Below are 8661 nucleotides of genomic sequence, written 5' to 3' on the forward strand. Positions count from 1 at the left end.
GACCCCAACCCAACTCCAATTTTCGTCCGATGTGCTTGCTACTGAATATGCTGTCGGGTAACTTAATAGTTCGTGGGGGGCGTCCCTGTTGTCGGATTCATCCCCGCGCTACAGCACGGGGCTTTCTCCTCGATTTCCCGTAAAACGGCGGTCACGGTGACGATTGCCCGGGGTCCCTCGACGATGGTCGTGTATCTGTGTGGGCATGCAATCGCGTCAGAATCGCAGTTGATCGAACCCGGCGACCTCTCACCCCAACGGCCCGACGAGTGGCTTACCGAGTTACTGGCCGACACTGCCGACGACTGACGACCGCTGACGCTGTCGGCCCTCTATCTTCACTTCGATCACGCCGTCTGATTCGCGCTCCAAACGCCGTAGTCGTTCTGCCGGGCCGCCTGCATCTTCTACACGAACGCTGGTCGCTTACTGAACTCGGTGTCTGTAACACGCGCATAGCCGGTGCGGAGCAGCTGGGTGTTGTACATGAAATCGCCGATATAGACGTATGCGCGGAGATGGCCGTCATCGGTCTTGCTCACCGTTGGGTCAATGGCAATCGTTACGGCCATGAGCAACGGCTAGACGACACAGAAACGATATTTAACTAAAGAGCTAAGTATTCACCTGGCGTTCATTAAACCGGATGGTTGAACAATCGTCGGACGACCCGGATCTCGACGCGATATTCCAGGCGTTGGCGCACCCGATCCGTCGGAACATCCTCGAACAGGTAGCCGACGGGCCGGAGAGCGTCGGCGAGCTAGCCGAGCCCCACGACGTCTCACTGGCGGCCGTGTCCAAGCACCTACACATGCTTGAGGACGCGGGCCTAATCGAGATCGAAAAGGACGGTCGTGTTCGCCGCTGCCACCTTACCGCCGCGCCACTCAGTGCGGCTTTCGGCTGGCTGACACGGTACCGTGTTTTCTGGGAGGACAGGTTCGACGCGTTGGCTATCCACCTGGAGGAAGAAGACCAATGACAACAAACGGCAACGGTGACGATGGACAGCAGAGCAACAATCGGACCAACGAGCAGACCATGACCGTGAGTCGTGTCATCGAGGCGCCGCCCGAGCGGGTCTACGAGGCGTTCCTCGACCCGGATGAGCTGGTCCAGTGGCTCCCGCCGACGGGATTTTCGGCCGAGGTCCACCAGTTCGACCCCGAGGAAGGTGGTACTTTCCGCATGACATTCACGGGAGAGACCGAGGAGCTCGCCGAGTACGGCTCAACCTTTGGCGGCACCTACCAGGAGCTCGTCTCCGGCAAGCGCATCGTCCACACCGACGCGTTCGAGACCGACGACCCAGCAATGGCCGGCGAAATGACGGTGACAGTCACCTTCGAGGAGATCCCCGAGGGAACTGAGGTGACCGTCCGCCAGGAGGGGATCCCTCAGGCTATCCCGCCCGAGGACTCCCATGCCGGGTGGACCGACTCGCTCGGGCAGCTCGCGGGGCTGGTGGAAGGAGCATGACTGACGGAGAGATAACCGAGACAGCCTGACCATCCACAACTCATCTTCTGGAGAATTCTGATTCTCAGTCTCTTCCTTTAGTACACCTGGAACTGCTGTATATGCGCCCTCTATTCAGCACGAGATCTGAAACCGATCACCGCTTGAGGATTTCAATACAGCCCCCTCCTCTCTTGTTCCTGACTGCGTGTATGAATAGCCGTCTCGGCATGTCTCAGACCGAACGCTCCCTCGTGTTTTCTTCGTCGACCGTCCCGTGTTACTCCGATCGCCGTCGACTATTGCTGTTGAATCTGACTTCGTTTTAAGTGATTCTGGCGATAAAGGATAGATACGACGGACGATCCACGCGGTTTTCTCTTTCGAGACTGAATTTCGAGCACCAGCTATGCCGACGCTTGTGAATGAGACATACGTATGAGCCCTACCAACCCGTTTGTTCTCACAGTCCAATAGGCGCGCTCGCGATGAGTGCCGGGCATGGCTAGCGCAAAGGAAGCCCGGGGAGAGCTAGATGAGATGATGATTCTGTGGCGCCATGATTGAATCCTCCAGGTATCGTCGCCTGTTGTGTCCCTGGATGTGTCGTTGTGCCTGGTTTCGCTGCTAGCTGAGTCCTGTCGGGGTTCGTTCCCAAGAGCAAGGCGGTCGACCGTGCCGTCGAATTCTATCTGAAGACGCGGGGGAACTTGACCGCAGTTCCGACTGGCGCACTCGAGAAGTAATGACGGCTGCCGAGGAGTGGGACTTGAGTCGCTCGATGAGGTTGCGTTCATGCCCGGACATGGATTGCTGTGGACGAGGCGAATGACCGATGCTGTCCAACGAGCTCGCGAGCGATAGCTCACGGCCAGGTCGGTCGTATCTGTAGGTGACATCCGTTGTATCGATTACTGGTTCACGACTCGGTCCCAGACCGACGGTCAGCCTGAAGACAGTGCTCTAGCTGTCCTCCGTGAGCAGTACGCTCGCGGCGAAATCGACGACGAGGAATTCGAACGCAGGCGCGACCGCCTCACGGCGAACCGATGAAGTACATCACTGACGAACATGGCGGTATCCGACGATGTCGGTGACCCACCAGCGAACTGACCCCTTTCCTTCGTGGTTGGCTCGGTACACTGAGGCCGGCCTCTACGGCCTCCTCGCCGGGACGACACTCTGTCTTATTGCGTTATTCACTAACTCTGTCCCCGATCCCTCGTTCCCGTGGGCAACGTTGCCCGCATCGCTTCGATTACCAGTCACGCAGCCCCGTATCGAACACTGGCCGGTCTCGTACACGATCGGTATCTGGCTGTGGGTCTTCGGCGCGCCAGCAGTGTTCCTCGTATGCTATCGACGGTTCCAGAATCGACCGACGGTCTGGCTCGTTGCATTACCAACTACTGCGATGCTTGGTTTGACGACGTACTGTCGGTTCTTCTGGCCGAAACTCTATCCGGCGGCGTGGAACGCGCCGTCGTACACGTTCGTCTGCTGGCTGTACTGCTCCTCGTACGACGTGATCTGGAGTAATACCGCCTATGTGATTGCACTGTTCGGTATCGTCGCGACGATCCTCGCAGTACGACGCCAAAGTGGGGCCGGGTACGCCCTCCTCGGGTTCGGGCTCCTCGCACTCCCCCTCGGACTGCCAGCTATGTACGAGGGGTACCGACGAACGACGCAAACAGTCACCTGAACTGTTGTAGTCATTTTCCGGGCAGCAACGATTTTGTCCTGACAGGAACCACGATGTTTGACATGCTCAAAGCAACTGCCGATGATGTCGTCGCCGTCCGTGTTGGAACCTGTACGACAGAGAGGTTCAGGAAACTATACGACCTCCTCGCAGAGAAGACCGCAGAATACGGCACAGTTCATGTGTATGAGGAGGCGCCAAACTGGACGCTGAGGACGTATCTGTCGAATTTGCACGGCATCGTCCCCGACCTGCGTCAGGGATCGTCATTTGACATCGGTCGGTATAGCGATGTCACCATCTGTGACCTCCTCCGCGACCGACGACCCAGGCCTCCGGATTGTGGTTGTTGATGGTGGGCAGACATGGAGGTCCCGTCTGGAATCTTGTTGAGACGTGCATAGCTCGATCCCCACTTACATCAGATATCTCGGATGGAAGCATAGATAGGCGCAAAGAAGTACTGGTTTACACCGGTGGTTACCGGCAGTTTACGTTGGGAGGTCAGTCCTGAATGTTCAAGCAAACTAGTGCTCATTTGGTGTACTGCATCGAGGTCTCACTCCGAACTTATTGTAGGACTTTCTCCAATTTTTGTGCTATTAAATTGATCACGGTCAATTGCCAAACGAAGGCTACCTGTAGTGATACTAGGTGCTAGAATTATTGAAGTATTATACTGACCGGAAGAAATATAGTAGGATAGTAATTCATTTGATCTATGCCAACGTGCCAAAACTGCGATTCCTTTGTTACCCAACGCTACGTCCGAGTCTTTTCTCCCAGAGATATGGCAAACCCACGAGTCTGTCCGGCCTGTGAAGATAAAGTGCGAGATGGCGCAGACATTAGACAGTCTCGAACGTAATACCGCATTGTATCTAGTAACGGTTGGTCGTTTAAAGCTGCTTCTGAGTAGTGCAGACAAGCACGCTACGGGCCGAATCTGTATAGGCTATTACACCATACCCGTTGCAGTAAGATACTGAATTCCAAACAAAGTTGCGTTGTATGCGCCGTGGATGAACGCTGGAACGATGAGATTGTTCGTGTATTCATACGTCGCGCCAAGAATGAGCGAGAGCACGAAGACAATTCCGAGATAGACGAACTTCCCCTGTCCCTGTAGCGAGAACACGTGGATAACTGCAAATAGAATACTCGTCAAGCTGATCGCGACAAGTGGCTGAAAGTGTTCACGGAGTACACCTTGGACCAGCCCCCGGTTGAGCAATTCTTCACCAGGACCAATAAGGAGAAATGATGCTGGAATCAATAACAGAAACACAGTCGGATTCTGATTGCCAACATCGACAATCGTATTCTGGGCTGACCGAATCCCAAAGTGGGTCAGCGTTATCGAGATGGACATCTGAGCAGCAAGGAGTGCAAGGAATCCACCGATCGCAAGTCCAATTTCACGCAGTGACGGAATATGAATGCCAATGAAACTCAGTCCAGAACGTCGATACAAGAGGTAGACAAGCGCGACACCTCCAAACGTCACTCCTTGCAACATAACGACACTGATACCCAGTAGTAGCGTAGGGCGGTCTAAAACCGGGATACCGGCAGCGCGAAGTATGAGTGCTGTAGCGGTCACGACGACTTGGCCAATAAGGTATGCCCCAACAACAAGGAGAATGCCGATACCGACAGCTCGCAGTTGCGCCCGTCTCTTGCTCATCGTTCTAGAGTGGATTTTCCGATCCTTCTCCGTGTTTCGATATTGTGTGGTAATTCCGTAATTATTCCAGCCACGCTTGCCCATGTGAGTGCGTTTCTGCGCGTCCGTCCTGCTGCTCGACGTCGTTGTCCTCAGTCATGAGAGTCCCTCCACGAACGGTGAGAGCACGTAGCCAGTTTCCAGGCGTACGTTGTTCCACGCTCCTTACGAAAGTCTTGGTCCTGAGCCACCAGTCTTCTCAGGTTTCATTAGGCCCTAGAGCAATATATTGAGCAGAAGGGTCCTCTGGGGTGTGGTCCCCAGCCACTCCAGTCCCAGAGGGGGTGGCTGAATGTCGATCGGGCGCTCTCTACCTTTCCGTGGCCGCTCTCCTCTGAACGACCAGATACTATCTATGAAATGGTCTTCCTTAGTAATTACCCAATTGAAAAGATGCCGCCATCAGTTCCACACGCACTTACTATTATCATCCATGCAATGAGTTCATCAACAGAATAAACGCTACCCTATAGTAGAGCACCTTCGATGGGTTTGGCCTCTACGACACAGATTTCCAAAAGCACGGTTCCACTCTGGCAAGTAGGAGCATTAGTAGCGTCAGGTTGACACCTCGAGTACGTTCACGTAGGCCATATTTGCACCAAACTAAATATTGATTGAAGATGGGCAAGTTGAGTTGATTGTCGGGAATGCCACAACTGCCATGCCCCCGACGATCAAATCTCCGTGTGGGAACACACGTTACGGTTGTCAACGACGTCATCCACAGGACGTGGAGTGACGTCCCACGTCCTCTACTTCGACCGATGAACAATGTCCATGCCGTATCCTCACCGAAACTTCTATGAGAATTGCGTAGTATGCTAGTCAATGTCGGGCTTGTCGTGGGCGCGCTTGTCCGACAGACAAGATTTATCAGTCATCAGGGAGCGTGGCTCTCCTGCCCACGTTCCTTTGACACTCTATTGGTTAGGCTATACTACTCCTATCTCCATCATGTGACTCTGGACGTGAGACTCACACAACTCGTGGGTAAGGTACACTCGACAATCCGCGCGATGATCGCCGCGTTTTCACCCATACTCACGCTAGTGAATGGGCACCGATAAAAGCTACTCCCAGACGTTCATATATTATACTAGCTAGCCGTTTCGAGCCTAATTGCGGCTGCACGTCCTCATTGGACCGGACCATCTCTTGCGGTTTTCGTCTTCGACTATTTTGTGTATTTCACTTCCGTTGCTTGATTTGCTCGTTTTACCCATCTTGCCTGTGTCGCTGAGAGACCCCCTCACATCCGACTACTGTCTGACGAGCGTGCGACTGATTTCGCTTGGAACAACTGTCCTACAATTCATTGTGGGGACAATCACGCTCTCAGCATTAACTCCAAGAGTTGTCCGTGGAGCTAAGAAACGGTAGATACTTTCGAAAATCAGAATCGGAAAGCAAGAATGGACAGAAATCCTGTCTCGCTCTCCGGTCACCACACCACTCCTGATGAAGAGACAAGTAATGTACTGAAAAGGATTTGGGAGGGAGATGTTCTTCTCACACCGCCACCGAGAGTACTTCTGATCGGTGCGAGGACACCAAGGTTTCACTGTATCGGAAGCTCTGGAAACAACTCAGTCGAGCCTATGAAGGCTGGTTCACGTACGTCCATATGTGATGCTGGGGAAGACACAACAACTGGACTTACCAACGCTTGACCCAGGGATAACGCTGCGTGAAGGAGACGACCAGACGACTGAGGCATTGCACTTGCTCCAGACGACGCTGGCATACTGGCAGTGCGTACTCACTGCACACCATCCAGTGCTTGCCCCGACACCCACCCAGGGGGTGACCGTCCATAGGTCGAGCTCACCCAACGTATCGCGAGATGGTGCGGGCAATGGAGGAGCGGTGAACCGACTATCGCCGAGCACTCCGCCAAGACGACCAAGCAGCGTTCGACCGATTGTTCGAACACGCCCGCTAGTACGCCGACACAGGTGGCATACAGAACCACCAAACAGTCGAGGTTGCCGTCCTCATGTCGATCGTGCTGTCGCTGGTGCGCCAGCTCGACGATCTTGAGGAGCGTCTCGACCCCTCGAAGACGACCTCAACCGTGATGAGTGAATCTATCGCGTCGGTGATCGCGGTCTCGAGGTCTCCGCTGTTATATAATAGATTTATATAGTTTCTGTTATTCTTGCGGTGAGTATGGTCATAGACGAATAGTAGAAGTCGCCAAAGAGAGTCTCTACCAGCCGATTCTGATCTCCACCGTGACATTTAACAACTCCAATGCTGAATCCCCCATGTGATGAATTCACATGAAGAGAAAATAATCCGGGTGCTTTCAGATGCAACAAACCGAAAGATTTTGTCGATTTTCAATGAGGCCCCTCACGATCTCTCTGTCGCTGAAATCGCCGAGCAACTCATTTCTCACAACATGATTACATCCCGATCGGCGGAGTATGAGGACAGATTTGACCAAGCGTGTCTCTCGTTGCATCACAATCATCTTCCTCGGCTTGACGATGCAGGACTTATTACGTATGATCCTGAGTCGAACACTGTCCGCTCGACGAAGTCTGCATCAGTTGATGCTGAATGGGACGAGATGGAGGCTATTGCCGAATTGCTGTCACAGTTTCAAACTGGAAGCGGGACCGGTGAGAGCACAATTGGGGTACTTGAAGGGAAAGAAGATGTGTATGAGTATGGGCGAGAGTTAGCCGATAAGGCTGAGGACGAACTCTTTCTCGTATATGCGTCCGACGACCTGCTTGACGAGGACTGTCTTCCCCATGCGAACAACGCCATCGATCGCGGTGTCGAGTTCTATGCCGGGGCAAAAAGCCACGATACTCGTCGGTTCTTTCAGGAGTGCCTTCCAGAGGCAACGGTCTGGGAACCGCAGTTGGATTGGATGAACGACCAGTCGAGCTATCCAAAGGTAAGTCGCCTCATTTTCGCTGATCGAAATAACGTCGTCGTCGGTCTTTGGGATGACTCATGTCCTGGCGAGTCAAAACGAGAGATTGCGATGATTGGTGAGGGTGCGAATAATCCGTTAGTGGTTCTTGTTCGCGAGCTCTTAGGGCCACGGCTGGATCACCTGGATTACCAGAGTGAGAACTTCCTGGAGGAACTGCCGTTCGAAACATGACTGATAATATGCTCACTGACGGCGGGTCAGACCGCAATCAGTCGACTTCGTCGCCCAGCATAACGTATGATATTGCTCCCGATGAAAAACCAAGCGAAGCTGTGGTGAGGGCGGTCGCAGCACTCACTGATATGTCGATCCTTGATCTCGATCCAGTATATGAAGTGATTGATCCGGGGCACGTTGATGGGATATTTACTACTGACGAGAGCAGGAGCCAACACGTAGAACTCTCATTTGAATTCAACGGATGCACAGTAACAGTCACGCACGAAACGGTTCATGCTAAAATTAAATTGTAATGCTACATCACTCGACCCTATCGAAACTGATTCGTTTCACAAGCCATCAATTCTGGTGAACTTCAATATACCAAAAGGAGTTTAATAGATGAGTTACATTCTCTAGTCGGAGACCAATACACGATCTCACCGGCTTTCAGCGTGACCTGCTGTACGTCGTCAACGGGTTAGATGACCCACACGGCCTCGCAATCAAAGACGAACTCGAAGACTACTACGAAAAGGAAATCCACCATGGCCGCCTGTATCCCAACCTCGATACACTCGTCGACAAAGGCCTTGTCGAGAAGGGTGAGATAGATAACCGGACGAACTTTTACACGCTGACCCAACGTGGCCA

At 53.2% G+C, this 8661-nt stretch carries 10 protein-coding genes and 1 pseudogene; 10 read left to right on the top strand and 1 reads right to left on the bottom strand.

The features are described 5' to 3' along the window. The first annotated feature begins 646 nt into the window (after positions 1–646). The 6 genes from ACRYA2_RS26330 (at position 647) to ACRYA2_RS26355 (ending at position 4034) form a co-directional block, all read left to right on the top strand. Positions 647–985, top strand: a complete 339-nt coding sequence (locus ACRYA2_RS26330; protein WP_433634736.1) for an ArsR/SmtB family transcription factor — start codon at positions 647–649, stop codon at positions 983–985. Continuing rightward, positions 982–1482: an SRPBCC family protein gene (locus tag ACRYA2_RS26335; RefSeq protein WP_433634738.1), complete on the top strand. Its 501-nt coding sequence runs from the start codon at positions 982–984 to the stop codon at positions 1480–1482. The genes ACRYA2_RS26330 and ACRYA2_RS26335 overlap by 4 nt, the downstream gene beginning before the upstream one ends. Positions 1483–2367: 885 nt before the next feature. Continuing rightward, on the top strand, positions 2368–2514 hold the full coding sequence (locus ACRYA2_RS26340) for an SHOCT domain-containing protein (protein WP_433634752.1): 147 nt from the start codon (positions 2368–2370) through the stop codon (positions 2512–2514). A gap of 361 nt (positions 2515–2875) precedes the next feature. Further along, on the top strand, positions 2876–3166 hold the full coding sequence (locus ACRYA2_RS26345; protein WP_433634740.1) for a hypothetical protein: 291 nt from the start codon (positions 2876–2878) through the stop codon (positions 3164–3166). A 62-nt stretch (positions 3167–3228) separates the two neighbouring features. Then, complete coding sequence (locus ACRYA2_RS26350) at positions 3229–3519, top strand: hypothetical protein (protein WP_433634742.1); 291 nt, start codon at positions 3229–3231, stop codon at positions 3517–3519. Positions 3520–3887: 368 nt separating this feature from the next. Next, positions 3888–4034, top strand: a complete 147-nt coding sequence (locus ACRYA2_RS26355; protein WP_433634744.1) for a DUF7563 family protein — start codon at positions 3888–3890, stop codon at positions 4032–4034. A 90-nt stretch (positions 4035–4124) separates the two neighbouring features. Here the strand turns inward: ACRYA2_RS26355 and ACRYA2_RS26360 are convergent, their stop codons facing one another. Continuing rightward, positions 4125–4853, bottom strand: a complete 729-nt coding sequence (locus ACRYA2_RS26360) for a CPBP family intramembrane glutamic endopeptidase (protein ID WP_433634746.1) — start codon at positions 4851–4853, stop codon at positions 4125–4127. Positions 4854–6774: 1921 nt separating this feature from the next. Here ACRYA2_RS26360 and ACRYA2_RS26715 point away from each other — a divergent pair. From ACRYA2_RS26715 to ACRYA2_RS26375, 4 genes and pseudogenes are all read left to right on the top strand, one after another. Beyond that, a pseudogene (locus ACRYA2_RS26715) lies at positions 6775–6837 on the top strand (hypothetical protein); the annotation flags it as partial. Between the two features lie 330 nt (positions 6838–7167). Further along, the gene (locus tag ACRYA2_RS26365) at positions 7168–8019 is read left to right on the top strand and encodes a DUF7344 domain-containing protein (RefSeq protein WP_433634748.1); all 852 of its coding nucleotides are present in this window, start codon (positions 7168–7170) and stop codon (positions 8017–8019) included. A gap of 8 nt (positions 8020–8027) precedes the next feature. Beyond that, entirely contained in the window at positions 8028–8321 is a 294-nt protein-coding gene (locus ACRYA2_RS26370) for a HalOD1 output domain-containing protein (protein WP_433634750.1), read from the top strand. Positions 8322–8437: 116 nt separating this feature from the next. Next, positions 8438–8661: helix-turn-helix transcriptional regulator (locus ACRYA2_RS26375; RefSeq protein ID WP_433634754.1), on the top strand; the 224-nt coding region annotated here is incomplete at its 3' end.

It is taken from the genome of Halomicrococcus pelagicus, from assembly GCF_050954125.1.